The 24,639-nt window shown below is 39.6% G+C and carries 24 protein-coding genes, 2 tRNA genes and 2 rRNA genes (1 of these 28 running past the window's edge); 14 read left to right on the top strand and 14 right to left on the bottom strand.

Annotated features, from left to right (window positions below):
• The first annotated feature begins 387 nt into the window (after positions 1-387).
• Complete coding sequence (locus tag CKV70_RS12085; protein ID WP_003733275.1) at positions 388-1,599, top strand: NAD(P)/FAD-dependent oxidoreductase; 1,212 nt, start codon at positions 388-390, stop codon at positions 1,597-1,599.
• 84 nt (positions 1,600-1,683) lie between these two features.
• Complete coding sequence (locus tag CKV70_RS12080; RefSeq protein WP_003722414.1) at positions 1,684-2,502, top strand: YwqG family protein; 819 nt, start codon at positions 1,684-1,686, stop codon at positions 2,500-2,502.
• A gap of 36 nt (positions 2,503-2,538) precedes the next feature.
• Here CKV70_RS12080 and CKV70_RS12075 read toward each other — a convergent pair whose 3' ends face one another.
• On the bottom strand, positions 2,539-3,765 hold the full coding sequence (locus CKV70_RS12075) for a chloride channel protein (RefSeq protein ID WP_014601116.1): 1,227 nt from the start codon (positions 3,763-3,765) through the stop codon (positions 2,539-2,541).
• Positions 3,766-3,875: 110 nt separating this feature from the next.
• Entirely contained in the window at positions 3,876-4,349 is a 474-nt protein-coding gene (locus CKV70_RS12070) for a divergent PAP2 family protein (protein WP_009925810.1), read from the bottom strand.
• 127 nt (positions 4,350-4,476) lie between these two features.
• On the opposite strand from CKV70_RS12070, the gene menI reads away from it, so the two are divergent.
• The gene (menI, locus tag CKV70_RS12065; protein WP_003722411.1) at positions 4,477-4,848 is read left to right on the top strand and encodes a 1,4-dihydroxy-2-naphthoyl-CoA hydrolase MenI; all 372 of its coding nucleotides are present in this window, start codon (positions 4,477-4,479) and stop codon (positions 4,846-4,848) included.
• A gap of 36 nt (positions 4,849-4,884) precedes the next feature.
• Here menI and mnhG read toward each other — a convergent pair whose 3' ends face one another.
• From mnhG to CKV70_RS12025, 8 genes are all read right to left on the bottom strand, one after another.
• Positions 4,885-5,478, bottom strand: a complete 594-nt coding sequence (gene mnhG / locus CKV70_RS12060) for a monovalent cation/H(+) antiporter subunit G (protein WP_003722410.1) — start codon at positions 5,476-5,478, stop codon at positions 4,885-4,887.
• Positions 5,462-5,749: a Na(+)/H(+) antiporter subunit F1 gene (locus tag CKV70_RS12055; protein ID WP_003722409.1), complete on the bottom strand. Its 288-nt coding sequence runs from the start codon at positions 5,747-5,749 to the stop codon at positions 5,462-5,464. Before CKV70_RS12055 ends, mnhG begins: the two co-directional genes overlap by 17 nt.
• Complete coding sequence (locus CKV70_RS12050; protein ID WP_003722408.1) at positions 5,746-6,225, bottom strand: Na+/H+ antiporter subunit E; 480 nt, start codon at positions 6,223-6,225, stop codon at positions 5,746-5,748. Before CKV70_RS12050 ends, CKV70_RS12055 begins: the two co-directional genes overlap by 4 nt.
• 6 nt (positions 6,226-6,231) lie before the next feature.
• The gene (locus tag CKV70_RS12045) at positions 6,232-7,716 is read right to left on the bottom strand and encodes a Na+/H+ antiporter subunit D (RefSeq protein WP_014601115.1); all 1,485 of its coding nucleotides are present in this window, start codon (positions 7,714-7,716) and stop codon (positions 6,232-6,234) included.
• Positions 7,709-8,056 (bottom strand): Na(+)/H(+) antiporter subunit C, encoded by a 348-nt coding sequence (locus CKV70_RS12040; protein ID WP_003722406.1) that lies wholly within the window; start codon positions 8,054-8,056, stop codon positions 7,709-7,711. The genes CKV70_RS12045 and CKV70_RS12040 overlap by 8 nt, the downstream gene beginning before the upstream one ends.
• Complete coding sequence (locus tag CKV70_RS12035; protein WP_003769105.1) at positions 8,056-8,481, bottom strand: Na(+)/H(+) antiporter subunit B; 426 nt, start codon at positions 8,479-8,481, stop codon at positions 8,056-8,058. The genes CKV70_RS12040 and CKV70_RS12035 overlap by 1 nt, the downstream gene beginning before the upstream one ends.
• Complete coding sequence (locus CKV70_RS12030) at positions 8,465-10,873, bottom strand: Na+/H+ antiporter subunit A (RefSeq protein ID WP_014601114.1); 2,409 nt, start codon at positions 10,871-10,873, stop codon at positions 8,465-8,467. Before CKV70_RS12030 ends, CKV70_RS12035 begins: the two co-directional genes overlap by 17 nt.
• Positions 10,874-11,218: 345 nt before the next feature.
• A complete protein-coding gene (locus CKV70_RS12025) occupies positions 11,219-12,430 on the bottom strand; it encodes a lmo2377 family MFS transporter (protein ID WP_003722403.1) in 1,212 nt (403 codons plus the stop codon).
• Positions 12,431-12,661: 231 nt separating this feature from the next.
• Between CKV70_RS12025 and CKV70_RS12020 the strand changes: the two genes are divergently transcribed.
• Both CKV70_RS12020 and CKV70_RS12015 read left to right on the top strand, forming a co-directional pair.
• A complete protein-coding gene (locus tag CKV70_RS12020; RefSeq protein ID WP_003722402.1) occupies positions 12,662-13,246 on the top strand; it encodes a peptidylprolyl isomerase in 585 nt (194 codons plus the stop codon).
• Positions 13,247-13,332: 86 nt separating this feature from the next.
• Positions 13,333-13,728: a hypothetical protein gene (locus tag CKV70_RS12015; protein WP_014601113.1), complete on the top strand. Its 396-nt coding sequence runs from the start codon at positions 13,333-13,335 to the stop codon at positions 13,726-13,728.
• Between the two features lie 41 nt (positions 13,729-13,769).
• On the opposite strand, the gene CKV70_RS12010 is transcribed toward CKV70_RS12015, so the two are convergent.
• Positions 13,770-15,131 carry an aspartate kinase gene (locus CKV70_RS12010; RefSeq protein WP_003722400.1) on the bottom strand — a complete coding sequence of 454 codons (1,362 nt, stop codon included), beginning with the start codon at positions 15,129-15,131 and terminating at the stop codon, positions 13,770-13,772.
• Positions 15,132-15,375: 244 nt separating this feature from the next.
• Here CKV70_RS12010 and CKV70_RS12005 point away from each other — a divergent pair, with 244 nt between their 5' ends.
• Positions 15,376-15,690 (top strand): PTS sugar transporter subunit IIB, encoded by a 315-nt coding sequence (locus tag CKV70_RS12005; protein ID WP_022741865.1) that lies wholly within the window; start codon positions 15,376-15,378, stop codon positions 15,688-15,690.
• A 42-nt stretch (positions 15,691-15,732) separates the two neighbouring features.
• Here the strand turns inward: CKV70_RS12005 and CKV70_RS12000 are convergent, their stop codons facing one another.
• The 3 genes from CKV70_RS12000 to CKV70_RS11990 all read right to left on the bottom strand — a co-directional run bounded on the left by CKV70_RS12000 (position 15,733) and on the right by CKV70_RS11990 (position 18,821).
• Complete coding sequence (locus CKV70_RS12000; protein WP_014931013.1) at positions 15,733-16,413, bottom strand: ABC transporter ATP-binding protein; 681 nt, start codon at positions 16,411-16,413, stop codon at positions 15,733-15,735.
• A complete protein-coding gene (locus CKV70_RS11995; protein WP_003722397.1) occupies positions 16,413-17,516 on the bottom strand; it encodes an ABC transporter permease in 1,104 nt (367 codons plus the stop codon). Before CKV70_RS11995 ends, CKV70_RS12000 begins: the two co-directional genes overlap by 1 nt.
• Before the next feature lie 138 nt (positions 17,517-17,654).
• The gene (locus CKV70_RS11990) at positions 17,655-18,821 is read right to left on the bottom strand and encodes a MalY/PatB family protein (protein ID WP_003722396.1); all 1,167 of its coding nucleotides are present in this window, start codon (positions 18,819-18,821) and stop codon (positions 17,655-17,657) included.
• A gap of 153 nt (positions 18,822-18,974) precedes the next feature.
• Here CKV70_RS11990 and yugI point away from each other — a divergent pair, with 153 nt between their 5' ends.
• From yugI to CKV70_RS11950, 8 genes are all read left to right on the top strand, one after another.
• Positions 18,975-19,328, top strand: coding sequence for a S1 domain-containing post-transcriptional regulator GSP13 (gene yugI / locus CKV70_RS11985; protein ID WP_003722395.1), 354 nt, complete (start codon positions 18,975-18,977; stop codon positions 19,326-19,328).
• A gap of 147 nt (positions 19,329-19,475) precedes the next feature.
• Positions 19,476-19,883 (top strand): NUDIX hydrolase, encoded by a 408-nt coding sequence (locus tag CKV70_RS11980; protein WP_003722394.1) that lies wholly within the window; start codon positions 19,476-19,478, stop codon positions 19,881-19,883.
• Between the two features lie 101 nt (positions 19,884-19,984).
• Positions 19,985-21,337 (top strand): glucose-6-phosphate isomerase, encoded by a 1,353-nt coding sequence (locus CKV70_RS11975; protein WP_003722393.1) that lies wholly within the window; start codon positions 19,985-19,987, stop codon positions 21,335-21,337.
• Positions 21,338-21,441: 104 nt separating this feature from the next.
• Positions 21,442-22,200, top strand: coding sequence for a DeoR/GlpR family DNA-binding transcription regulator (locus tag CKV70_RS11970; protein WP_003722392.1), 759 nt, complete (start codon positions 21,442-21,444; stop codon positions 22,198-22,200).
• Positions 22,201-22,558: 358 nt separating this feature from the next.
• Positions 22,559-24,108: ribosomal RNA gene (locus CKV70_RS11965) — 16S ribosomal RNA — on the top strand.
• 129 nt (positions 24,109-24,237) lie between these two features.
• A tRNA-Ile gene (locus CKV70_RS11960) sits at positions 24,238-24,311 on the top strand.
• Between the two features lie 46 nt (positions 24,312-24,357).
• Positions 24,358-24,433 (top strand) — tRNA-Ala (locus CKV70_RS11955).
• 172 nt (positions 24,434-24,605) lie between these two features.
• A 23S ribosomal RNA gene (locus tag CKV70_RS11950) occupies positions 24,606-24,639 on the top strand; it runs 2,898 nt beyond the window's last position.
• The 16S and 23S rRNA genes sit together here with 2 tRNA genes alongside, the layout of an rRNA operon.

Below are 24,639 nucleotides of genomic sequence, written 5' to 3'. Positions count from 1 at the left end.
TAGCATATATTGTTGAAAAAGAATGTTTACGGGATTGTCTTCATTAAAATATGGAAAAAAATGAACTAGACCAATTACGTTTCAAATAAAAGATTTTTATGAAAACCAAGTCGTCTCAAAGCTTTATTGTGAAAAAAATCGTATACCACTCGAACCATGCTCCAAAGAAGCTTAAACCCTTGAGTTCGCTTTCTTGAAAATGAATGTTAAAAAGTCTATGATATAGTTTGTAAGCTGTGAAATAGGGAATATATTGGTACTTACCATTTTCACTTTATTCATTGTTTGCAGTAGATTTTTAGCGCAATCTACATAGGTGCAGTAAGAAATTCTTAATGCAATTTTTTTTGTGAAGAAAAATATAAGGGAAAGTAGATGTGATAACAGATGAGTAAACCAAAAATTGTCATTCTCGGAGCAGGATACGGGGGACTAAAAACTTTACGTAAGTTACAACAAAGAAACTTGGAAGCCGAAATCGTTCTAGTGAATAAGAATGACTATCACCACGAAACGACTTGGTTACATGAAGCAGCAGCTGGAACAATTGAACCAGAAAAATTAATGTATCCATTAGACAAAGTCGTTAACGATACGAAAACGACATTTATCCAAGATACAGTAGTAAAAATTAATAAAGATGAAAAAACAGTCACACTAGATGCAAATGGCGATATCAGCTATGACTATTTATTAATTGCTCTTGGGTCAGAAGCAGAAACATTTGGAATCAGTGGTTTGAAAGAATATGCCTTCACTATTACAAGTGTAGAATCCGTTAAAAAAATCCGTGCGCACATTGAAGCGCAATTTGCTAAATGGAAAACAGACCCACGCGATGAATTATTAACAATTATCGTTGGTGGCGCTGGTTTTACTGGAATTGAGTTTCTTGGGGAATTAACTAATCGTATTCCAGAATTAGTGAAACAATATGATGTACCACGCGAAAAAGTTCGCATTTACTGTATGGAAGCAGCTCCAAAAGTATTACCACAATTTGATGCGAAACTCGTTGATTATGGTGTTGGTGTACTGGAAGATCGCGGCGTAGAATTCCATGTCGGTAAACCAGTCAAAGAGGCTACAGCTGACGGCGTAAAATATGCCGAAAGTGAAAATGAAGTTCGTGAAATCAAAGCAGCAACGATTATTTGGGCTGCCGGTGTTCGTGGCAATAGCGTTATCGAAGCATCTGGTTTTGAAGCTGGCCGTGGTCGTGTGAAAGTAAACAACAATTTAACCGTTCCAGGTAACGAGGAAATTTTAATTGTTGGTGACTGCTCACTAATCATCAACCCAGCAAACGACCGTCCATTCCCGCCAACTGCCCAAATTGCAATGCAACAAGCAGATGTGGCTGCAGTGAACTTAGCTAAATTAGTTAAAGGCGAAACGGACCTACAAGACTTTGTTTATCATGAAAAAGGAACGGTATGCTCTCTAGGCGATAACGATGCAATTGGTGTCGTTTTCGGTAAAAACTTGAAAGGCTATCCAGCTTCCGTTATGAAGAAAGTTATTGATGACCGTGCCCTACTACTTATTGGTGGTTCAGGCGTCTTGGCAAGTAAAGGTAAATTCAAATTCTATAAATAAAAACTCAAGAAGCGCTGTATCTGCTTTTGTCAGATATGGCGCTTTTTTCATGTTATAATTAGAAAAAAAGAAAGAAGGTAAATCATGGAACAACTTTTTGATATACTTCCAAGTGAATGGGCCGAACGTTTTTTAGAAACGGAGAAAGAGCGGATAGAGCTACATTTTAAGGATGCTGGTAAGCTTTCATTGTTGCAAAGTAAAGCTGGTGGGCGTGGTTACTTACCAAAAGAGCAAGGCTATCCAGTGACCGAAGAAGGTAAGCCACTGTCCTTATTAACACAAATTAATTTTTCGGAAATGCCGCAAATGGAAAATTATCCAGAATTTGGATTGCTTGCTTTTTATGTGGATTATCAAGATGATTTGTATGGACTTAATTTTGAAAATCCAACGAGCCAAGAAGGTTTTCGGGTGTTTTTCTTCGATGACTTGGGAAGTGAGAGCTTAACTGCCGAAGAACAAGATGCATTTTTTGAAGATGTAGCGAAAACGGACTTTTACCCCGTTGTAAATGGTGAATTTAAAATAGCTGGGCAAGTTTCAGATCAAATTCTATTACAAGATAGCTTTGATTTTGAAAATGAATTTGGAAGTAATTTTTATGAGCTGGCTGACCAAATTTTCGCGGAAGATGAAGATAAATCTGAAGCACTATATCAAATTGGTAAAGAATGTAGTCAAATTGGGGGGTATCCTTTTTTCACACAAGAAGATCCGCGTATGTATACAGAAAACCCGCATCATGACACGCTTTTGTTTCAATTAGCATCTGAGGATTTTGATGAGAACAGAATGGCAATTATGTGGGGCGACTGCGGTGTCGGGAACTTCTTTATAAATAAACAAGATCTAATCAATCGAGACTTTTCCAATATTATGTATAACTGGGATTGTTCGTGAAAAAAAGCAGAAATTCTTGGGGAATTTCTGCTTTTTTTATGCCCGGATAATTTTTCTAATGCTAACCCACCAATTTTTATTAACGATAAAGGCTGTCAGTAGAATAAACGGGAAAAATTGTAGCGGGAAAATGAAAAGTAAAATGGATGCGGTTAGAACAGGCTTTCCCACAATTTTCGTACAACAGGCGGTTACGAAAACCGTAATGAGAAATCCAGTTGCCCCATCTATCCAATATGTTGCTATGTATCCCATCACAGTACTAGTGAAAATCGCCGGAAAAATCGCACCACCATTCCAACCAGTTGCTAAACAGATAGCGACTAAAACAGGCTTTAAGAGCGCAATAATTAATAAGAAGGGAATCGAATAATTTTGGACAGTAGTTGTTAATTCGATTAACTGATGTTCGCCGGAAAACAACATGAAGGAAGAAATAATCCCAAACAAACCAATACTTAATCCACCGATAATCGCCGCGACCATTTTATTTTTAATTACAGAGGCCGCTTTCGCAATGTATACTTGTAATTGCTGAAAATAAACACTAAAAAGCCATCCGAGAATAATTGTTGGAATAAAAAGTAAAATAAACCACCAAGACCAACCCATATCAGGTAGCCGAATCGCAAAAATACTTGCAGGCATTTTTAAAAAGGATTTCAGCCAAAGGAAAGATCCGAGTGCGCTAAAAGAAATAAGAAGTGATAACACTAATTTAGAGTTTTTAGGAATTTTCTTTGCTTGACTACTTTCATCAATTTCCTCGGCTAGTCCGCTAAACGGAGCGTGGAAAATACTGGAAATAATCGCGCCAACACTCAAACTAACAAGTTCTTCTTTATGCGCCATAGATAATTTTAAATGGTCAATAATCCAAGTCGTGGCACCACCTACGATACCAATTAAAGCCGCTTCCGGACCAACGCTCGCCCCAAATGTTAAAATAATCCAAGCGCTAAGTATTGTTGGAAGCAGAACTTTGCGATATTCCATCCGTCCAGTTTTCTTCGCCTCAGCAACATTATCATGCATTGACCGCGGATAGTCACCAAGTTTCAGCTGAACCATCCCTACAAAAAAACTCCCGATTAAGCCGATTAGTAGAGGATAATACGATGAAAAATCAAACTGATTAGGAAGATAATCCCACAAAAATGTCGTGGCAAAGTGAACCATTGCTAAAAATAAAGCAGCAATAACTCCCACTAAGATACCTAGAATAAATGTATAAACGCTAAAAATGAGTGTTACCTTTTTCACCGAAGTCAGCCCCTTTTTAAAATCCGTTGATATCATGATTTTCCCTTTAACATATAGCTGTAAACTAACGACAAACAAAAAAAGTTGACTACAAATAGTCAACTTTTTATTTACATAAACATTTCTAAAATAAATCCAATCGCAATCCCGGTAAGTGCTCCGAAGAAAACTTCCATAGGTTTATGACCAAGTAATTCTTTTAAATGCTTCGTTTTTTCTTCTTGTTCAGGAGCAGCAAGTCCTTTTGCATGTTCCACGAAGTCTTGGAAATCCGTTACTAATTTGTTTAAAACAACTGCTTGTTCACCGGCTTGTCTTCTAACGCCAGTCGCATCGAACATCACGATAATACCAAATACAACAGAAATCGCGAAATAAGGTGAATCTAACCCGTATTCAATGGCAAGTGTAGTCATTAAGGCAGTAACCGCAGCCGAGTGAGAGCTGGGCATACCACCGGTGGAAAACATTAATCCGAGGTTAAACTTCCGGTATACTAAAATATGAATCGGAACTTTGACCACTTGGGCAAACACTATCGCAATAATAGATGCAATTAATGGTGTATTCGTAAATATCGACATCAAATCTCTCCTGTCAAAAAGTCTATTCTTATTTTACCACAATGAGCTTATTAAAAACCTATTCTAGAATTTTTCTTCCAACTCTTATATAATAAAGTATAAATCAAATTCGGAGAGAAGGGAATATATGGGACTTCAAGAAACTATTGGTATTGAAATTGTTTCAGTAGAAAAAGGGAAAGCCGTTGTTCAATTAGAAGTGACAGAAAAAGTCCATCAACCATTTGGCTATTTGCATGGTGGGGTTTCTGTTGTTTTAGCGGAACATGCAGCAAGTATTGGTGCTGCCAAATCAATCGAACCCGATGAAATCGTCTTTGGTTTAGAAATTAATGCCAATCACTTAGCATCAAAACAAGCCGGATTGGTGACAGCAACCGCAGAGGCAATCCATATTGGTAAAAGTACCCAAGTTTGGGAAATAAAGATTACTGATGAAACTGAGAAGTTACTTTGTATTAGCAGATGTACCATTGCAGTTAAAAAGAAGCGAAAATAATAAGCATGGCAGAGATTAAATCTCGCCATGCTTTTTTTATTTTTCCGATTTATCATCGTCTGATTCGGTTTCACTTTCATCTTGCTCGATGATTTCATGCTCAGAATCATCCGACTGTTCTTCAATCGTTTGTTCCTCGCGTTCACGTTCTTGTTCTTCCTGATCTTCGCGCTCATCAATTTTTTCTTCGCGTCGTTCCCATTCCATTCGTTCTTCCAATTCTTCCCGTTCTTGTCGTGCTTTTTCAATTTGTTCTTGTCGGATAATAAGACTTTTCTTTTTCTTGATATCGTCTTTTTTCACCGAACGCAATTGGTCACGAATTCGAATAGCTAGTGGAACACCGGTATCATAAGCAGCCCGGTTAATAAGGTGAGAAGCCACTGGTGTAGTTAAGAAAATAAACAATACGGCCAGAAGTACTCGCGCATTAAAACCTTCGCCTGAGTGGAAAAAGTAACCAACCGTTGCGAACAGAAGTAAGCTAACGCCAAATGTATTACTAATCCCGGCAGCGTGTGTTCTTGTATATACGTCAGGCAAGCGGATAACCCCGATTGCGGCAAGAATACTAAGCAAACCACCAATTATAATCATAATAGAAATAATAATCTCAATTATCACGTTCACGGTCAATCACCTTTCCTTTCTCAATAAATTTGGCAAAGGAAACCGTTCCGATAAATGCAAGGAGCGCAATGAGTAAAATAACATCCAAAAAGGCATGCGTATCGTAAAACATCGAAAGAAGCGCAACAATTGCCACTAAGTTCATTCCGATAGAATCCAGGGCCACCACTTTGTCAGAAGTAGTAGGTCCTTTTAAAATACGGTAAAGATATAAGAAAGTCGAAATCGAATAGAGAAGTAAACCAATGGATAAAGCGATTTGAATAATCATCCGTGGAACACCTCCATAATCGCGCCTTCATAAGACTTACGAATCGTCGCAATTTCTTCTTCAATATTTGGAACGTGAAGAGAGTGAACATAGATTGCTTTATAGTCGTCCGAAATATCAATCGAAAGCGTACCGGGTGTTAGTGTAATCAGTAATGCGAGCATCGTCACTTCCCAGTCTGTCTCAAGCGTTGTATCATATCTGAAAATCCCTGGTCGAATGTTCATATCTTTCTTTAATACAATCCGACTTACATGCACCGTAGAAACAATTAAATCATGTAAAAAACGGAAAACCAGTTTGACAAGAGCGAATAACCGAAAAAGATAAAATCTCGATCCTAGGAACCGTCGCATAAAGAATAGCAAGAAAATCCCGATGATAAAGCCAATGATAAATGTTGCAAAGCTAAACGATGACTCCAAAAACATCCACAAACAAGCAAGTATTATATTAAGAATAAGTTGAAAAGCCATCTTTTATCACTCCTTTATCACCGCATGGATATAAACAGAAGGGTCAACAAGTGGGTCAACCGCCTGTTCAATAAACGGATAAATTGCGTTACTAAACACACCATAACCAATCGAAATCGCAAGTAGAATAACTACTGGCACAAGCATTTTTTTATACGGAATCTGTAAATTGAATACGCCTTTTTTCTCGCCCCAAAAGCCTTTTGTAAAGACTTTAATTAAAGACATAAGGACGAATAAACTGGATAGTAAAATGATGATCCCGCCGACTATTTGACCAGCTGAGAATGCTCCTTCAACAATCAGCAGTTTTCCGATAAATCCGCTAAGTGGTGGAATTCCTGCAAGGCCAAGAGTAGCAATGAAGAAAATCCAACCGAGCGAAGGCTTCACGCTCATCAACCCGCTGAATTTTTTCACGCTAGAGTATCCCGTAATCGCCATCACAATCCCAACAATAAGGAAGAGGGCGGCTTTGATAATCATATCGTGAATTAAGTAAAACACAGCACCAGTCATCGATTCGCGTGTCATGATCGAAACGCTAAACAGAATAACACCAATCGCAATCATAATATTATAAATCACAATCGTTTTCATATCATAGTAACTAATTGCCCCAATAACCCCAAGAATAATCGTCACAATCGCAAGAATTCCAAGTAGTGGAACAACAAAATCTGTTAACGAACTGAAAAATAGTGTGTATGTCCGGATAATCGCATAAACCCCAACTTTTGTCAGAAGTCCACCAAACAAAGCAAGCACCGGAATTGGTGGAGCAAAGTAGGAACCTGGAAGCCAGAAGTAAAGCGGGAATAACCCTGCTTTCAATCCGAATACAAACAAGAACAGAACCGCGACAACGCTAATCATTCCAGTATTTGCACCATTTAAGTCCGTGATTTTTTGCGAAATATCCGCCATGTTGAGCGTTCCAATCATCGAATAAAGTAGCGCAATTGCTACAACGAAAAATCCGGAACCAACGACATTAATCAGTAAATATTTTATCGTTGCTTTAAGTTGAACCTGTGTCCCACCAATGACAAGCAACACATAAGATGCCATCAGCATAACTTCAAAGAACACAAACATATTAAAAATATCACCAGTTAAAAATGAACCATTAACCCCAACGATCATAAAGAGAATCGCTGGATAATAAAGAAATTTCTCCCGCGGTTTCCCAATCGTATAAAAAGAATAAAGAATCACGCAGAATAAAACAATACTCGTCGTTGCCGTAAGCAGGACAGCAAGCATATCGCCAACCATCGTAATCCCAAAAGGAGCCGCCCAGTTACCAATATTCACAGTTGTAATCCCATTTTCTCGAATATAAAATACAAGTCCAATCGTTGCCACAACCAAGATACCACTAAAAATAAGGGCGAATACCCGTTGAACGATGACTCGTTTTGGCAGTAGCATTAAAGTAATTGCTCCAAGGAAAGGTATCAATATCGGCATTAAAATTATATTATTCATCATCGGCTTCATGTCCTCTCGTCTTGGATACACTCTCGCTATCAAGCTCCTGATACGCTCTATAAGCAAGAACAAGGAAAAAGGCAGTTACACCAAAGCTTATAACAATCGCAGTCAAAATAAGTGCTTGTGGAAGCGGATCATTATACGTTCCCGCTCCAGGTGTACCAAGAATTGGCACGCGACCTTTTTTCAGTCCACCCATCGTAAGCACAAGCAAATTGACACCGTGGCTTAGGACAGCCGTTCCAATAATAATTCGTAACAAACTTTTAGAGAGAATTAAGTAGACAGCAGCTGCAAAAATCAAGCCGATTAATATAGACATTAATAGTTCCATCAGTCACTCTCCCCAATCGTTTGAATTATCGTAAGTGTTACACCGACAACAACTAAGTAAACCCCAAGGTCAAACAAAGTCGCCGTGTGTAACGCGGTATCTCCTAAAATTGGCAAATCAACATGACCAAATTTATGTGTTAAGAAAGGATCTCCTGTGAAAATCCCAATCATCCCAGTACCAAGGGCGAATACAAGTCCCACTCCAGTAAGCATAATCGTATTGATATTAAGCATACTAGCAACTGTTTTTGTATCATAAGCAAGTAGCGTTAATGTAATTGCACCAGCCGTTGTAAGTCCAGCTACGAACCCGCCACCAGGATTATAATGTCCTGCAAAGAATAAATGGAGTGAGAATAAGAAAATAATGAAAGCTACTACTTTCGTTACATTTCTCAGTAGAACGTCATTCGTTTTCATCATTCTCACCTCGTTTCGTCAGTCGTAATTTAATCATCGCGTAAATACCAATCGCCGCAATTGAAAGTACAGCCGTTTCGAACATCGTATCAAAGCCACGGAAATCAACTAAGATAACATTAACAATATTTCGTCCCGCCGCTTCCACGTAAGCATTATCCACATAGTATTTCGAAATCGAATCATAAAATGTCGTATTATACGCTGAAAGGGAAACGAGCGTGATAATCACACCAACCCCGATACTCAAAAATGTCTTCATTGATAACCATTTCGGCTTTTCCTCAATATTACTGAACTGAGGAAGGTGATAAAACACAAGTAGATAAAGCACAACTGAAATAGTTTCAATAATAAGCTGCGTTAAAGCAAGATCAGGCGCTCTGGAGATAACGAAGAAAATACTAATCGTGTAACCCATCGCTCCCAGTAAAATAATCGAAGTAATCCGCGACTTGGAAAAGACAATCCCAACCAATGTCACTAAAATAACTGCCGCTAAAACAAAATCAACAACCGTCACTTTCGTCATACTCGAAAAATTGAAATCAAGTGCTTGCGTGAAAATCATGACCGAAGCCATCATCAAAATAAAGGCCGATAACATGTAATTCAAGTAAGTCCGGAGCCAACCAGTCATAATAAACATTGTCATTCGGTACGAACCTTGTTCCAAATAATACATCCCATTATCATACGTTTTCCCAATTCGCAGTGCTTTTGGAACACGGGTTGTAATCCAAGGTTTCCAGTATTTATGTGTAAGGAACAAGACAATCCCAACCGCCACAACGCCAAACGTCATTAATAGGGCTGGCGTAAATCCATGCCATAAACTAATATGAATCGAAAAATCAGTAGCAAGCCCAGGAACTATTGCTCTTACAGCAGGTTCCAAAATTGGCTCTGCAATTAAATTAGGGAAAAGACCAATCCCAACCACAAATATAGATAAAATAATCGGCGGTAAAAGGAGTCCGAATGGCGCTTCATGCGGTTTTTTCGGAAGTAAGTACGGTTTCACTTTTCCAGTAAATGTTTTAAAGAAAATAATCATACTATAAACAAACGTAAACACACTAGCAACCCAAGCTACAACAGGGAGCAGAACGCCCCAAGTACTTGCATCAAACAATTGCAATTGCGTAATATTTACCATGCTTTCAAAAAACATCTCTTTACTTAGAAATCCATTAAACGGTGGAATCCCAGCCATTGCGAACGTTCCTATAAATGCAATCGTCGCCGTAATTGGCATGATACGCATTAGACCACCAAGTCGTCTTATATCCCGCGTGCCTGTTTCGTGATCGACAATCCCAACCATCATAAACAAGCTACCTTTAAACGTCGCGTGATTAAATAGATGGAACACAGCTGCGACAATCGCCATCACATAAATATCATCACTAAGCGTATCAAAGTGAAGGGAAGCAGCACCGACACCAAGAAGCGCCATAATGAGACCAAGCTGACTTATCGTCGAATAAGCCAAAATTGCTTTTAAATCATTTTTCTTCGTGGCATTAAGTGAACCCCAGAAAAGGGTCGTAATCCCAACGAGTGATACCGTCCAAAACCATACACCCGAACTTGCGAATAGTGGCGTGAACCGAGCGACAATATAAATCCCGGCTTTGACCATCGTCGCTGAGTGGAGGTAGGCACTAACAGGAGTAGGTGCCTCCATCGCATCTGGCAGCCAAATATGAAATGGAACTTGCGCGGATTTCGTAAACGCACCAAGCAAGACAAGAACCATCGCGGGAATGAATAAACTATTATTACTAATTACATCCGCGTTACTAATAATCTCCCGAATGGAAAAAGAATCGCTCATAATATGAAGCAAAATAAATCCGCCAAGCATCATCAGTCCGCCGAAGACTGTAATCATCATCGATTTACGAGCCCCATACCGTGAACGCTCACGATGATACCAATACCCAATCAATAAGAACGAACTAATGGAAGTAAGCTCCCAGAAAAGATACAACACAATCAAGTTATCACTCAAGACAACCCCGAGCATTGCCGTCATAAAAATAAATAAAAATGTATAGAAATTGCTAAGTCGTTCTTTCTTTTTCCCTAAATAATAAATAGAGTAAAAGGTAACGAGTGAACCAATCCCAGTAATAAGTAGCGCAAACAGCAAACTAAGCCCATCTACTACTACCGTAAAATTAATCCCAAGTCGGGGAATCCAAGGCATTGAAACAATCGTTGCCCCGTCCATCGTTTTTGGGATAAATGTTAAGAAGTAAATAAACAAAATCACTGGAATCGGAAGTACTAACCAGCCAGTATGAACTTGTTTTGTCCACCGATAAAAAAGTGGAATTAGCAGTGCCACAATAAATGGCAGAACAATTGCTAGATGAAGAAATGACAAAATCGGCTCCTCCTCGAAGAATTTTTATACGGAAACTCATCCTGGAAATGTGAAAATAAAAACAGGAAATGATTATTTTTTAAGCAAGTACTTACATTTAATGAAACATAGTTATAACTAAAATTTTAGAAAACCGTGCTAACTCATCAAATTTCAACAACCTTACTATTCACGAAGTACCCAAATAAACGCCGTACTTTTTATATTTTTTATTATAACATACTTTTTTATCTGAAAAAAAGGCAGGAAACTTAACTTTATAAATCAATTTACCGAAATTTAAAAAACAATTAAATAGGAAGAACAAAAAAACAAACCTAAGAAAAAATCTTAGGTTTGTCAAACTCAATCTACGTTCACATGCCGTTTTCGGTCGGAACGTAGCGCATAAAGCAAAATGAAAAATGCCACGAGGAACATAAAACTCATAAATAAGAATACACTCGGAATTCCGGTGAAACCAGCGAGCGTCCCGCCAAGAATTGGTCCGATAACATTTCCTAAAAAGCGAGCACTTTGATTATAGCCAAGCATTTCGCCTTGCATAACACCAGGTGCCGCAAGCCGAATATAAGCTGTCGTACATGGCACCATACCACCAATCGCAATCCCGAATAAAAAGCGGAAGAAGATAAACACCCAAAGATTCGTCGCGAATGCCTGTGGAATAACAAAAACAGCCGCCATAATCAACAAGATATTCAGTATTTTCTCATACCCATATTTGTCTCCAAGCTGTCCCCATTTTCGCGTCATCACCAAGTTCCCGAATCCCGTCGCAGAAAACGCCAACCCTGACAAGAAAGCAATATTGTCTGATTGCGTCATATCTCCTACATAAAGCGCAAGCAACGGTTGAACACTAAAGTTCGCAATTTGGATAAGCGCTGTAATGACCATCACAGTGAAAAGAACTCGCAGCGTAAAAATTTGTTTTAAAACTGCACGACGTGAATAAACCACTTTGGCAGCTTCTTTTTGTTCTTCTGTACGAATTTCCTTTACACCAAAAGCGACAATTAAAGCCGCCACCATCATCGCAATACCAGTAATCGTAAAGGTATCTTTAAAGCCAAATAAATCCGCCATCGCACCACCAATCAGTGGACCAAATAGCATACCAGTAACACCGCCGAGTTGCAGTGTACCGAGGACTTTTCCAGCTTCATTACGAGGAGTTTGCCGTGCAATAAATGCGTTACTAACACCAATAAAGCCAGTTACAACCCCCATAAAAATCCGTAAAATCAGTAAGTAAGTGACAGAATGCGCAAATCCCATCAAAAAAATACAAATGGATAAACCAACCGAAGTTAAAATCAAAATTCCTTTATAACCGTGCTTATCACCAATTCGACCCCAAATCGGCGAAAAGATAAAGGCAATTAAAAATGTCACGCCAAAAATGTAACCAGCCCATCTTTGCACGTAAGCATTGCTATAATCACCAAATGTTTCAATGTAGAGAGATAGAAAAGGCATAATCATTGTCATACTGGCTGACATCAACAGGTTTGCCAGCATTAAGATGTACAAATTCCGTGTTCGAGTTGTCATAAAAGAATCATCTCTATTCGTATTATTGTTAAAACTGTCCTTTTCATTATAGAATAAAAGATAGCGAATGAAAAATAAAGTGAAGGATGTGCATTTTTGGTTAAAAAAATTGTCATTTGGGTTTCAGCTGTTATACTAGTACTGTATCTGATTGCTGTCGTTGTTAATTTGCTTATTATTTGGCTACGTTAGTAAACAATAAATTAAAACAAAAGAAGGAGTTTTTACAATATGACTTACCCACAATTATCAAAAGAAGTGGCACCTAACGAAATCGAAGCAGAAATGATTACAAATCGCGGAACTATCCGCATCAAATTGTTCCCTGAAATTGCTCCAAAAACAGTAGAAAACTTTGTTACACATTCCAAAAATGGCTACTACGATGGCCTTATTTTCCATCGTGTTATCCCTGAGTTTATGATCCAAGGTGGCGACCCGGACGGCCGCGGTACTGGTGGCGAAAGTATTTGGGGCGAATCTTTTGAAGACGAATTTTCTACAGAAGCTTTCAACCTACGCGGAGCTCTATCAATGGCAAACGCCGGTCCAAACACAAACGGTAGCCAATTCTTCATCGTTCAAAAACCCGACATGCCTGCTGACATGCTTGGCCAAATGGAACAAGCTGGCTTCCCAGTAGAAGTTATCGAAGCATATAAACAGGGCGGGACACCGTGGTTAGACGGACGCCACACAGTTTTCGGTCACGTAATCGAAGGCATGGACGTAGTAGACGAAATTGCCAACCTACCAACTGGCATGCAAGACAAACCAGTGAATGACGTTGTGATTGAGAAGATTAATATTAAATAATGAATGAAGAGCACTTTCTTGGTTTTAAGAAAGTGCTTTTTTCGAGTGAGCGTTTAATAATAATTTCAGCTAGGAGTGAGGAATCCGTGGAAACATCCCACCCAATAAAAATCAACAACCAACTAATTTACGGCAGAGACAAAACATGGCTCGAAAGCTTACACCAAAACACCAACCAACTTATACTAACCGTAGAAATTGATTTTGAAGATGAAAGCAAGCTTCAAAAGATGGTTTTTAACGGACTTATTTTCTATTCATCAACCGAACTCGACACCTACGAAAAAAGTAAATGGAGTACGAGTTGGTTAAACAGCCAAAGCAATTTCGAAATAATCGAGCAGTCAGATTTAATAAACGAGCGAGTGAAAATAAGAAGTGACTACAACATCCAAGATTTCAAGCATTACCGGATTAGTACGTATGATTACATTATTGATGTAATAGCAAAAACCTACCAATTAAAGGAAGCTCATAAATAAAACAAGTTTCTCGTCGGTTAAGATGAGAAACTTGTTTTATTTTAAACGAATACCTCTGAAAAGAATTCATTATATAGCGCGCGAACAGCTGTGTTTTCTTGCTCTTCTTTCACGCCAAACATAATGCTTACCTCAGAAGAACCTTGATTAATCATTTCAATATTTACTTTCGCATCAGATAAGGCCTTGGAAGCACGAGACGTAATCCCGACATTATGGCGCATGGTCTCACCGACAACCATAATCAGCGAAATCCCGTGTTGCATAATCACTTGGTCTGCGTTCAATTCTTCTTTCAAACGAGACATAATTGTCCGCTCTGTATCCTCGCCAAACTGATTTTCGCGAATAATAATCGTTAAATCATCAATCCCAGACGGCATATGTTCATAGTTCAACCCGGCATCTTCCAGAATTTGCAACACTTTCCGTCCGAAGCCAATTTCCCGGTTCATCAAATATTTACTAATATAAATGCTACAAAAGCCGTCATCACTAGCAATTCCAACGACTGGACCATTGTTATTTTCGCGTTCATGAACGACACGCGTACCACAAGAATCAGGATTGTTCGTATTTTTAATATGCACCGGAATACCCGCATGGAAAGCCGGAATTAAAGCTTCATCATGAAAAACAGAGAAACCAGCATAAGAAAGTTCACGCATTTCCCGGTAAGTAAGCTCAAGTACCTTCTTCGGATTTTTCACGATAGCGGGATTGACTGCGTAGACTGCATCCACATCAGTAAAGTTCTCGTATAACTCGGCTTGGGCGCCGTTTGCCACAATCGCTCCAGTAATATCAGAGCCACTTCTAGAAAACGTGCTAATTTCGCCGTCTTTTGTATAGCCGAAAAATCCTGGGAAAACAATAATACCTTCTCTTTCTCGAAGTGCAAACAAACGATCATAAGATTCCGGTAAAACTTGCGCGCTAGCATGTTCATCTGTCACAAGTAAACCGGCATCTTTTGGATTAATATAATTAGCGTTTAAGCCTTTAAATTTAAAGTAGGCGGCGATTAATTTTGCGTTATTGTCTTCGCCACTAGCTTTCATTCGATCTAAAAATTTATCAGGATCGCTTTTATCTGAAGAGATAGTCGCTTGTAAATCTGCGCGAATTTGATTGATAATTTCGTCGCTCATCCCTGTGTCCAGTGCTATCCCCGCATATCTTGCAATGACAGATTCAAACAATTCGCTCGTATCTTCCCCAAGAAGTGCCTTTGCCGCACAATCAATAAGTAAATCGGTCACCTTTGTATCTTCCTTGAAACGTTTACCTGGTGCAGAAACAACAATGATTTTTCTGTCAGGGTCCTCCGCTACAAGTTGGAAAACCTTATTTAATTGGATCCCCGATGCTAAAGAGCTTCCGCCAAATTTAATTACTTTCATGCAACACACTCCTGATCTGAATTTTTTATCTTCCGAAAGCGTTGTTTTTGGATGATGCGAAATTTTCTGACCTTTCGGATAAAGTTATTGTCTATTATCGCTCTTTTTCCGTGAAATCGCAATGTTTTTTCGTGTTTTTAATTATTTTCTCTCGGCTCCAGTAGTTTACTTGTTTAAAAAGCTAAAGGTAGTTATAATAAGAGTGTACAAAAAAAGCAGCCTTAATCTGAAAGGAAAGATTACGATGAAAAATATTGTTTTAGTATGTGCGGCAGGGATGTCAACAAGCCTTTTAGTAACAAAAATGCGTAAAGCAGCAGAAGAACGCGGAGAAACTTGTGAAATTGAAGCGTACTCCATTGCTGAAGTAAGTAACTTAATTGACGATGCAGATGTTGTACTTTTAGGACCACAAGTGCGCTACCAGAAAAAAACAGTTGATGAACTAGCTGCTGGAAAAATTCCAGTAGATGTAATCGACATGGCAGCTTACGGTACGATGAACGGTGAAAAAGTACTAGGTCAAGCATTAGACTTAATCAACGATTTCCAAAAATAAACAATAAAAAAACCTGTGTGGCACTTAAGCCACGCAGGTTTTTTAGCTTTCTTGGGTAAGGATTCCGTCTTCCATACGATACACATGGTTGACTAAATCTAGCATACGCTCATCATGTGTTACCATAATCGCTGTTCGACTCGTTTGCACAACCTCATTACGGATAAGCTCGACAACTTCACGACTTCTTTCAGTATCAAGACTCGCAGTTGGTTCATCGGCTAAAATAACGGAGGGTTGATTAATAAGCGCGCGAGCAATAGCGACACGTTGCTTTTGACCGCCAGATAAATCTTTTGGATAGAAATTCGCGCGATCGCTAATTCCAAGTTGGCTTAGAAGCGACGCTGTATCTTTTTCAAGTTCCGCCGCACTTTTCTCAGCCATTTTCCCAATAAAGCTAATTTGATCTTTTACATGTAAGTAAGGAACCAGATGAGCTGCTTGGAAAATAAAGCCGATTTCTTCTAAGCGTAGCGCTGTTTGTTCTTTGGAAGATAGATTCCCGACTGATTTGCCGTTAATAGAAATTGTTCCGCCAGTAGGTGTTAATAGCGCTCCGGCAAGAGAAAGGAGCGTACTTTTACCAGAACCACTCGGACCAACAATCGCGATTAATTCGCCTTTTTTCGCTTCGAAATTGGTTTCCTTCAGTGCATGAATAATTGAAGGACCAGACGGGTAATCTTTATATACTTTCTCAAAAGATAGTAGAGTTTCCATTATTCATCACCTCCTCGAATAGCATCTAGTGCGTCTACTTTAGCGATTCGTCTAAGTGATAGAAGTGCGCCGAATAGGGCAACTAGGAAGAACAAGCCACTATAAAGTGCAATCGTCATCGGACTTAATCTAAATGGCATCGCTGCAGGCATGATGCTTGGTAAAATCAGCGTTACACCGACACTAATTAAAATACTAATAATCGAAATAATCACCACTTGAGTAATAATACTCTTAACTAAGTAACTTGTTTTCGTTCCAAGTGCTTTCAAAATACCAAATTGCGTTGTTTTTTGAAGCGTCATTACATAGAAGAATGCTGTTAAAATAAATCCACCAATAATGATTAGGAAGAAAATCATCATGTTAAGCGTCATTTGTTCCGCGGAATAACCTGGAATTTGATTTAAAAACTCTTTGTGATCTATTGTCGTTAAATCTTTATCCGTGAGTGTTACACCTTTATCAGGATTTTCTGTTTTAATCGCAATAGTACTTGTTTGCGGGATCTTTTGGTGATATAAAACAGGGTTGATTTCTTGCCAAGTTGCGATATTAATATAAACAACTGGAGCATGGCTGTACTTTTGATTTTCTGTAAAGCCAACAACAGTTAATTCTCTATTTAAAATATCATCCATCAAAACATCGCCAATTTTGATTCCATCTGATTTCAAGGAAGAATCAACGACAATTTCGTCCGGTTTTGTCACTTGTATGTTAGCTCCATCAGAAATTTTTGGAGCGAGAAAGCTATCTGGTTGAATACCGAAAAGTGCAACGCTAAACTTTTTATCGTCACTTTCCCGTTTTAATGTTTGCATAGATTGACCGAGAACCGCAGCATCCTTTACATTCGCATCTTTTTTCACGTCAGCGAGTTTGGATTCTGGGAACTGAGATCGAGATAATTTGTCTTGGGCGTCTTTGCTGAGAACATAATATGGAACCCCGTTATCTGCGACAGATGAAGCATTATCATAAGCCAACCCGTTTGCCAGCCCAGATAAAATAAGTGATAGTAACATAATTAAGACCATAATGCCTGTTACTAAAATATAGCGCAACTTAGAATAAACTAATTCACGAAGCCCTAAAAACATCGGTTATACCAACTCCTTTAAATTTATGTAAACGGAAAATGAACACTATTTCACTTTCCAAAGAATAGTATACCAAAGCTATATTCAATTTCCTAAAGAAAGAAACTAAGTATTTGCTACCTAGTTTCTCAAAATAAGCTATTTTTTTAAGCCTTGAATCAGAAGTTTCACGGCTTTTTCTAAAGTTTCTTTTGGGCAGGCGATGTTAAAACGTACAAAGCCTTTTCCAGAATGCCCAAATCCAGAACCCATTTGAACACCGACACCAGCTTCGATTAAATCAGTGTAAATCGTTTTTTCGTCTTTTGGAAGTGCGCGGCAATCAAGCCACATTAAGTAAGTTGCTTCTAAGTCCGTCACGCCAACTTCTGGTACTTCTTTTTCGAGTTCTGCTTTTACATATTCATAATTGCTATAAATATATTCTTTCAACTCTTTTAACCAAGGCGCGCCGTGACGATAAGCTGCTTCTGTACCAACAATCCCAAATACATTAAGACCGTTAGTCGTGGCGTACTTTTGCTCCGCAGCGAATCTTGTTTGGTAATCTTTATTCGTAATAATATAGTAGGAAGCTTTAATCGCTGCCAAGTTAAATGTTTTTGTAGCAGCCATGAGTGTAATTATTTGATCTTGATAAAACGGTGCTGCGACCATCATTGGCACATGTTTATGATTTTTCATCACTAAATCAGCATGAATTTCATCCGAAACAATCGGAATTTGGTATTTCTCACATAGTTTCGCTAACTCTACAAGTTCTTCTTTTGTGAAACAACGTCCACCAGGATTTTGTGGATTACATAGAAGGAATAATTTTACATTTTCTTCTTTCATCCGTTTTTCCAAATCATTAAAATCCATTCGATATTGACGGTTCTCATATATAAGTGGCGACATAACCACTTTTCGTTCGGTGGCTTTCGTTACATTGAAAAATGGCGGATAAATCGGCGAAACCATTAAAACCGCATCCCCTTCATTGGTGAGAGAACGAATCGCTAACGAGATTGTCGGAACAACCGCTCCGTTAAAAAATAGCGTGCTCGGATCGATTTCAAACTGATGCTGCTCTTTGTTCCAGTCAATAACAGCTTCAACAAGTGCTTTTGACTTTGTTGAATAACCAAAAATCCCATGATCGATTTGACGCTGAAATGCATCAAGTACAGGCTTCGGCGCACGGAAATCCATATCCGCTACCCACATTGGAATAATATCTTTTCTGCCAAATAATTCTTCTGCCCCATCCCACTTTTCTGAATTAGTTCCAATACGCGGAATGACTTCATCAAATTGACTCAATTATGTCACGCTCCTTCTCTTTCATTCGCCTCAATTATAGCATAAATTCCACCTTAAAAGCTCACCATAGAAGGATTTAGAATAATTGTTAAAGTTTCGCCTAAGTGTTATAATTTATAAAATATTGTAAGGTTGAAAGTAGGTGGAATGAGGATGAGTACATTCAAAGTAGGAGACGTAGTTTCTGGGAAAGTCGCAGGAATTCAAAGCTACGGAGCATTTGTAGCGCTAGATAATTCGACACAAGGCTTAGTTCATATTTCAGAAATCACGCATGGTTTTGTCAAAGATATCCATGATTTTCTAGAAGTTGGCCAAGAAGTCAAAGTGAAAATTCTAGATATTGATGAAGAAAAAAATAAAATCAGTCTTTCTATTAGAGCAACAGAAGAAGCACCAAAAGAACAACCAACTAAAAAGAAACAAGTTTCATCTAGCGAAAACGACGAAGGTTTTAACACTTTACGCGATAAACTAGAAGAATGGATTAAAAAAGCAGACAAATAAAAGCCCCAATCAGCTATGCAATATACCCATTTTGGGATAAATTGCTAAGCTGATAAATTTAATTGACTAAAATTTTAGAAAAAGGGAATAGTTAGTAGTAATTTTCTATTTATTCAATATTATAAAATAGTCAAAAGGGGGATTTACGTGAAAAGATCTATTCATGTGCAGGCATTTGTATATAACGAAAAGAAAGACGAGATACTAGTGGTGAGAGATCGCAATTTGACATGGGCATTTCCAGGGGGACATGTGGAAACAAACCAAACAATGGAAGAAGCGCTTGCAAGCAAAGTGAAAGAGCAAACCAATATTGACATAGAAATAGAGTCTATTTTACACTGCAAAGAGCGCCGTGCTACATGGGAGCATGTTTGTACATTCGTTTTTCGTGCAAAACCTGTTGGTAATGCACTTCTTGCTTCCAACGATGACAATGTGTTTCGAGTAAAGTGGATACCTATCCCGCTCGCAGATGATTTATTAGCTGTAGACCAATTATCATTAAATGAACTAGTCAGAAGCGAGGGAGTCTTATATGAAAACTATACCTGATTTTCAAAAAGGCTCAAATTTCACAAGGTCAAGCCTTGCTAAAAAGCACTGTTTGATATAAAGTTAGTAAAGAAACTTTTTTAAAATTTGGAGGGAAAATAATGACACATATTAAATTTGATTATTCCAAAGCGCTCCGTTTTTTTGAAGAACGCGAACTTGATTATCTTGAACCAGCAGTAAAAGCAGCTCATGATTCATTACATAATGGTACAGGTGCTGGTAATGACGCACTTGGTTGGATTAACTTACCAACAGATTACGACAAAGAAGAATTTGCTCGTATCAAAAAAGCGACAGAAAAAATCCACAGCGACTCCGATGTATTAATCGTTATCGGAATCGGTGGTTCTTACCTTGGAGCACGTGCAGCTATCGAAACTTTAAATCATTCCTTCTATAATGTACTTGAAAAAGGTGCGCGTAAAACACCTCAAGTATTCTTTGCGGGAAATAGCATCAGTTCTTCCTACTTACATGACCTTATTGAAGTAGTTGGCGACCGCGACTTCTCTGTTAACGTTATTTCTAAATCAGGAACAACAACAGAACCAGCAATCGCTTTCCGTGTGTTCAAAGAACTTTTAATCAAAAAATATGGCGAAGAAGGCGCGAAAAAACGCATTTACGCTACAACTGATAAAGCAAAAGGCGCTCTAAAAACATTATCCGACAACGAAGGCTACGAAACATTTGTTGTTCCAGATGACGTTGGCGGACGTTTCTCCGTTTTAACTGCAGTAGGTTTACTTCCAATCGCAGTTAGCGGCGTTGATATCGATGCTCTTATGAACGGAGCAGCAGCAGCAAGCAAAGATTTCGATAAACCAGAACTTAAAAACAACATTGCATACCAATATGCAGCAGCTCGTAACGTTCTTTACCGTAAAGGCAAAGTAACTGAACTTCTAATCAGCTATGAGCCAGGCTTGCAATACTTTAACGAGTGGTGGAAACAATTATTCGGCGAAAGTGAAGGCAAAGACAAAAAAGGTATTTACCCATCCAGCGCTAACTTCTCCACAGATTTACATTCTATCGGTCAATATATCCAAGATGGCCGTCGTAACCTTTTTGAAACAGTTATTAAAGTGGACAAACCACGCCACAACTTAACTATCAATAAAGAAGACGTAGATTTAGATGGATTGAATTATCTTGCTGGCGAAACGGTTGATTTCGTTAACACAAAAGCATTCGAAGGAACTCTTTTAGCACATACAGACGGCGAAGTTCCAAACTTTGTTGTAGAAGTACCAGAACTAGATGCTTACACTTTCGGCTACCTAGTATACTTCTTTGAAAAAGCAGTAGCTATCAGCGGTTACCTAAATGGAGTAAATCCATTTGACCAACCAGGCGTAGAAGCATACAAAGCCAACATGTTCGCATTGCTTGGCAAACCAGGCTTCGAAGACAAAAAAGCAGAACTAGAAAAACGTTTAAACGATTAATTTTTATTTCCAAACCTTGGGGCCAATCGCTCCAAGGTTTTTTGTTTGTTTGCGATTTTCTTCTATTGGAGTTACCATATACTTAAACAAAAGGAGGGGAAGAAGTGTTATCTATCGAACGAAAGCGTGCCATCGTCCAATATGTAAAAAGTAGAAAAATAGCAACAGTTAGTGAACTTGCCAAACATTTTGAAGTCCACGAAGCAACCATTCGCCGCGATTTAACCTCTTTAGAAAAAGACAAAAAGCTAAAAAGAACCCACGGCGGAGTTATGATAGAAGAAAAAGTAGTTTCCGAACCGAATTGGAAAAAACGAAGCGAAGTGCGCTACGAAGAAAAACAACGCATTGCCACATTAGCAGCGACAATGGTCAAAGACGGCGATACAATCATTCTTGACGCCGGAACAACAACCGGACACATCGCAACCGCATTAAAAGACCGTTCCAAACTAACCGTCATAACAAACGATATCAACGTAGCTTCCATTATGCGTTTCTCTCCGTCTAAAGTAATTGTGACAGGCGGCGTCATCTACCCAGAAACTTTCATCCTTAACGGTATGATTACAAGTGGAACCTTGCAGAGCATTCACGTACATAAAGCATTTGTAACCACACCAGCTCTCGATATCGACAAAGGTTTAATGCACTACGACGAATACCTCATCCCAGCTAAGCAACAAATGCTCCACTCAGCTGATGAAGTTATCTTAGTAACAGATCACACCAAGTTCGGCCGCATTTCACTTTACAAATACGCAGCCCTAGACGAAATCTCTTCCATTATCACCGGAAAAGAAATAGATCCGGTACTAAAAGAACAATTTGAAGAAAAAGGAATGCAAATTTATACAACATAATGATTTCGCCCCTCTAAATCCTTATTTAAATGCGGATTTATGCAAGGAATTCATCTTTTTTCATCTTTATTTAAAAAACTTTATAAAAAGTATTGACGAAAGGCAAAAATCTTGGTATATTTATAAACGTTGCTGATGCGGACAAAACGCTTTCGCAACAAAAGAAATTGACCTTTGAAAACTGAACAAAGAAGAAGACGAAAAGCAATGAGACGTAAAGTCTTACTGGTAATCGCAGGGCAGAAAACAGAAAGCTGTTTTCAACAAAACAAACTAGTAATTTAATTGCTAGCGAAGTCAATTTGACGCAAGGAATCTTATTCACGGTGTTGAATAAGTATTCAAATTCAATTTATATTTTAAAGAGAGTTTGATCCTGGCTCAGGACGAACGCTGGCGGCGTGCCTAATACATGCAAGTCGAACGAACGGAGGAAGAGCTTGCTCTTCCAAAGTTAGTGGCGGACGGGTGAGTAACACGTGGGCAACCTGCCTGTAAGTTGGGGATAACTCCGGGAAACCGGGGCTAATACCGAATGATAAAGTGTGGCGCATGCCACGCTTTTGAAAGATGGTTTCGGCTATCGCTTACAGATGGGCCCGCGGTGCATTAGCTAGTTGGTAGGGTAATGGCCTACCAAGGCAACGATGCATAGCCGACCTGAGAGGGTGATCGGCCACACTGGGACTGAGACACGGCCCAGACTCCTACGGGAGGCAGCAGTAGGGAATCTTCCGCAATGGACGAAAGTCTGACGGAGCAACGCCGCGTGTATGAAGAAGGTTTTCGGATCGTAAAGTACTGTTGTTAGAGAAGAACAAGGATAAGAGTAACTGCTTGTCCCTTGACGGTATCTAACCAGAAAGCCACGGCTAACTACGTGCCAGCAGCCGCGGTAATACGTAGGTGGCAAGCGTTGTCCGGATTTATTGGGCGTAAAGCGCGCGCAGGCGGTCTTTTAAGTCTGATGTGAAAGCCCCCGGCTTAACCGGGGAGGGTCATTGGAAACTGGAAGACTGGAGTGCAGAAGAGGAGAGTGGAATTCCACGTGTAGCGGTGAAATGCGTAGATATGTGGAGGAACACCAGTGGCGAAGGCGACTCTCTGGTCTGTAACTGACGCTGAGGCGCGAAAGCGTGGGGAGCAAACAGGATTAGATACCCTGGTAGTCCACGCCGTAAACGATGAGTGCTAAGTGTTAGGGGGTTTCCGCCCCTTAGTGCTGCAGCTAACGCATTAAGCACTCCGCCTGGGGAGTACGACCGCAAGGTTGAAACTCAAAGGAATTGACGGGGGCCCGCACAAGCGGTGGAGCATGTGGTTTAATTCGAAGCAACGCGAAGAACCTTACCAGGTCTTGACATCCTTTGACCACTCTGGAGACAGAGCTTTCCCTTCGGGGACAAAGTGACAGGTGGTGCATGGTTGTCGTCAGCTCGTGTCGTGAGATGTTGGGTTAAGTCCCGCAACGAGCGCAACCCTTGATTTTAGTTGCCAGCATTTAGTTGGGCACTCTAAAGTGACTGCCGGTGCAAGCCGGAGGAAGGTGGGGATGACGTCAAATCATCATGCCCCTTATGACCTGGGCTACACACGTGCTACAATGGATAGTACAAAGGGTCGCGAAGCCGCGAGGTGGAGCTAATCCCATAAAACTATTCTCAGTTCGGATTGTAGGCTGCAACTCGCCTACATGAAGCCGGAATCGCTAGTAATCGTGGATCAGCATGCCACGGTGAATACGTTCCCGGGCCTTGTACACACCGCCCGTCACACCACGAGAGTTTGTAACACCCGAAGTCGGTAGGGTAACCTTTATGGAGCCAGCCGCCGAAGGTGGGACAGATAATTGGGGTGAAGTCGTAACAAGGTAGCCGTATCGGAAGGTGCGGCTGGATCACCTCCTTTCTAAGGAAAAGGAAACCTGTGAGTTTTCGTTCTTCTCTATTTGTTCAGTTTTGAGAGGTTACTCTCTTTTATGTCAGATAAAGTATGCAAGGCACTATGCTTGAAGCATCGCGCCACTACATTTTTGACGGGCCTATAGCTCAGCTGGTTAGAGCGCACGCCTGATAAGCGTGAGGTCGATGGTTCGAGTCCATTTAGGCCCACTTTTTCTTTCTGACGCAAGAAATACAAATAATCATATCCTTTTATGGGGCCTTAGCTCAGCTGGGAGAGCGCCTGCTTTGCACGCAGGAGGTCAGCGGTTCGATCCCGCTAGGCTCCACCAAAATTGTTCTTTGAAAACTAGATAAGAAAGTTAGTAAAGTTAGCATAGATAATTTATTATTTATGACACAAGTAACCGAGAATCATCTGAAAGTGAATCTTTCATCTGATTGGATGTATCATCGCTGATATGGAAAATCAGAAAAACAACCTTTACTTCGTAGAAGTAAATTGGTTAAGTTAGAAAGGGCGCACGGTGGATGCCTT

Origin of the sequence: Listeria monocytogenes, from assembly GCF_900187225.1 — a bacterium.
Lineage (GTDB): Bacteria > Bacillota > Bacilli > Lactobacillales > Listeriaceae > Listeria > Listeria monocytogenes.
Note: the sequence above shows the minus strand (reverse complement) of the source record. Positions and strands in the feature narration are given on the sequence as shown.

What these genes read in the sequence shown, in the direction of transcription:
- CKV70_RS12085 (WP_003733275.1), top strand. Translation starts at nt 388, where the DNA reads ATGAGTAAACCAAAAATTGTCATTCTCGGAGCAGGATACGGGGGACTA.
- CKV70_RS12080 (WP_003722414.1), top strand. Translation starts at nt 1,684, where the DNA reads ATGGAACAACTTTTTGATATACTTCCAAGTGAATGGGCCGAACGTTTT.
- CKV70_RS12070 (WP_009925810.1), bottom strand. Translation starts at nt 4,349, where the DNA reads ATGTCGATATTTACGAATACACCATTAATTGCATCTATTATTGCGATA.
- menI (WP_003722411.1), top strand. Translation starts at nt 4,477, where the DNA reads ATGGGACTTCAAGAAACTATTGGTATTGAAATTGTTTCAGTAGAAAAA.
- CKV70_RS12055 (WP_003722409.1), bottom strand. Translation starts at nt 5,749, where the DNA reads ATGATTATTCAAATCGCTTTATCCATTGGTTTACTTCTCTATTCGATT.
- CKV70_RS12050 (WP_003722408.1), bottom strand. Translation starts at nt 6,225, where the DNA reads ATGGCTTTTCAACTTATTCTTAATATAATACTTGCTTGTTTGTGGATG.
- CKV70_RS12045 (WP_014601115.1), bottom strand. Translation starts at nt 7,716, where the DNA reads ATGAATAATATAATTTTAATGCCGATATTGATACCTTTCCTTGGAGCA.
- CKV70_RS12040 (WP_003722406.1), bottom strand. Translation starts at nt 8,056, where the DNA reads ATGGAACTATTAATGTCTATATTAATCGGCTTGATTTTTGCAGCTGCT.
- CKV70_RS12035 (WP_003769105.1), bottom strand. Translation starts at nt 8,481, where the DNA reads ATGATGAAAACGAATGACGTTCTACTGAGAAATGTAACGAAAGTAGTA.
- CKV70_RS12025 (WP_003722403.1), bottom strand. Translation starts at nt 12,430, where the DNA reads ATGACAACTCGAACACGGAATTTGTACATCTTAATGCTGGCAAACCTG.
- CKV70_RS12020 (WP_003722402.1), top strand. Translation starts at nt 12,662, where the DNA reads ATGACTTACCCACAATTATCAAAAGAAGTGGCACCTAACGAAATCGAA.
- CKV70_RS12010 (WP_003722400.1), bottom strand. Translation starts at nt 15,131, where the DNA reads ATGAAAGTAATTAAATTTGGCGGAAGCTCTTTAGCATCGGGGATCCAA.
- CKV70_RS12005 (WP_022741865.1), top strand. Translation starts at nt 15,376, where the DNA reads ATGAAAAATATTGTTTTAGTATGTGCGGCAGGGATGTCAACAAGCCTT.
- CKV70_RS12000 (WP_014931013.1), bottom strand. Translation starts at nt 16,413, where the DNA reads ATGGAAACTCTACTATCTTTTGAGAAAGTATATAAAGATTACCCGTCT.
- CKV70_RS11995 (WP_003722397.1), bottom strand. Translation starts at nt 17,516, where the DNA reads ATGTTTTTAGGGCTTCGTGAATTAGTTTATTCTAAGTTGCGCTATATT.
- yugI (WP_003722395.1), top strand. Translation starts at nt 18,975, where the DNA reads ATGAGTACATTCAAAGTAGGAGACGTAGTTTCTGGGAAAGTCGCAGGA.
- CKV70_RS11975 (WP_003722393.1), top strand. Translation starts at nt 19,985, where the DNA reads ATGACACATATTAAATTTGATTATTCCAAAGCGCTCCGTTTTTTTGAA.